Below are 2,284 nucleotides of genomic sequence, written 5' to 3'. Positions count from 1 at the left end.
ACTAGGACAGTTCATTATTGAAAAACAAGCAGATTTTCCCTATGCAAAAGGGGAGTTGTCACGATTATTGCGCGATATTGGTATTGCGGCGAAAATAATTAATCGCGAGGTTAACAAAGCGGGATTGGCTGACCTGTTAGGTGAATACGGTGCACAGAATATTCAAGGAGAAGATCAAAAAAAACTCGATGTGTATGCCGATGAACAATTTATAGAAGCCTTAAGTAGAGGGGGCGAATGCTGCTATATTGCTTCGGAAGAGCACGAGGAGGGAATAAATTTATCTCAGTTAAATTCCGCGAACCGTGGTAAATATTTGGTATGTATTGATCCCTTGGACGGATCATCCAATATTGATCTCAATGTTTCAGTGGGGACAATTTTTTCGATTTATAGACGTAAAGAACTCGATGCATCTATACATCCTGATGAAGTATTACAATACGGAAAGGAGCAGGTAGCAGCTGGATACGTAATATACGGATCCTCGACAATGCTCGTTTATACGACGGGGAAGGGTGTTAATGGATTTACCTTGGATCCATCAATAGGTGAGTTTTGTTTATCGCATCCAAATATGAAGATACCCGAATTCGGTAAAACGTACTCTGTCAATGAAGGGAATTATTTGAAATTTCCGAACTATATAAAGCAATATATAAAATATTGTCAACAGGAGGATGTGTTAAGCGGTCGACCATATACTTCTCGTTATATTGGTTCTATGGTTGCTGACATTCATCGTACACTCGTTATCGGCGGAGTCTTTCTGTATCCGGAAACTTCAAGCTATCCGCAAGGAAAGCTAAGACTATTGTATGAATGTAATCCGATGGCATTCATAATTGAACAAGCCGGAGGTAAAGCCGTAACTGGTATTGAACGTATTCTGGATATCAAACCACAACATCTCCATCAGCGAATTCCTATCGTAATTGGCAGTAACGAGATGGTCAATAAAGTGTGCGAATTTTTCGAGCAAGAGGTCGATCAGGCTTCTTCAGAGGTTAGTGCGAATACTTTGTTGGGATGATTCTGTGCATATTGCTTTACAATATATTGCATATAGAAGTTGGAGACGCATTTATCACGATAAGAAACGATATCTTCAACGTTTTGCCATTGTTGCGTATTGTCGAAAAATCCAAATGCGAATAGTTTATCCTCTTTAAAGTATACATAGCTGTTTTCGTGCTCATTTCTTCCACGATCGATAATTAGATAGGATTGTTTAGAGTCTCGAATATATTCAAAAAGCTTCGTTATTTTTAATTGATATTCTGTAAAACTAGGTAGGTTAGCTCCTGTTAACAATCGATCTTCTCTAGTTAGGGTGGAAGGAGAATAAAAAGTACACAAGTTTGGTGATAAATCGAACTGATTTAATAAAGCGGTCAAATTTTGATTAGCTTCAGTCACGGTCTCAAAATAAGAAAGCGCTTCAGCATGGCTGTGGGTTTTGATAACAGCAAGCCTATCGTAACCTCTAGAATCAAGGTAATGGATTAATGCATATTTAGGCTCATACTTTTTTAAAGCCCTGTTGTGAACTGGCCAATGCTTCTTTATCATTTGGCATTCCATAAGTAGGGCCATAAGCTCTGTTCCAGACTCACTAAAATCGATATTGGAAATGTCGTTGATAAACTGTTGTCGTCGAAGCGTTATGTTTGTACCCGTAAAATGACTTAGGACTCTCTTTTTAATATTAATCGCTTTGCCGACATAAATAATTTTACCTTTTTTATTTAAAAATAAATATATGCCAGGTGATTCCGGTAGCTGATTAAATTCTTTAAGAGATAGATGTGTTGGTAGCCGATGTTCTGTGTTTTTTTGGAGACTTTCGAATATATAGTTTTGTTTGTCGTTTTTATACAATAGATTGAAAAGTTCTACCGTAGCTTTTGCATCACCTAGTGCGCGGTGTCGGCCAATGATTGTTATGTCAAAGTGTTTGCAAATGTTACCTAGGCTGTACGAAGGATAACCCGGAAATATTTTACGCGAAAGCCGAACAGTACATAATTTTAGAGCTTGCCACTCATATCCGGCTTCTTTTAATTCGCGTTGGATAAAGCTATAGTCGAAACTGACATTATGGGCTACAAATACTTTTCCTTGTAAAAAGTGATAAATATCTTCTGCAATTTCACTAAAAACAGGTGCATTTTCAACCATACTATTACTAATTCCAGTTAAGGATTGTATGGCTAATGGAATTGGGATTTGCGGATTAACGAGGGTGTGATACTGATCTAAAATTTTATTGCCATTTACTATA

Annotated in this window: 2 protein-coding genes; one reads left to right on the top strand and one right to left on the bottom strand. The window is 37.4% G+C overall.

The annotated features are described in order from the left end of the window. The coding region (gene fbp, locus HP439_RS18795) for a class 1 fructose-bisphosphatase (RefSeq protein ID WP_172391860.1) at window positions 1-1,033 on the top strand (1,033 nt) is incomplete at its 5' end. On the opposite strand, the gene HP439_RS18790 is transcribed toward fbp, so the two are convergent. Further along, window positions 991-2,284, bottom strand: a 1,294-nt coding sequence (locus tag HP439_RS18790) for an exonuclease domain-containing protein (protein ID WP_172391859.1), incomplete at its 5' end; no start/stop codon positions are given. The two genes, fbp and HP439_RS18790, sit on opposite strands and share 43 nt — an antisense overlap.

The sequence above is a fragment of the Sphingobacterium shayense genome (assembly GCF_013179575.1).
Classification (GTDB): domain Bacteria; phylum Bacteroidota; class Bacteroidia; order Sphingobacteriales; family Sphingobacteriaceae; genus Sphingobacterium; species Sphingobacterium shayense.
Note: the sequence above shows the minus strand (reverse complement) of the source record. Positions and strands in the feature narration are given on the sequence as shown.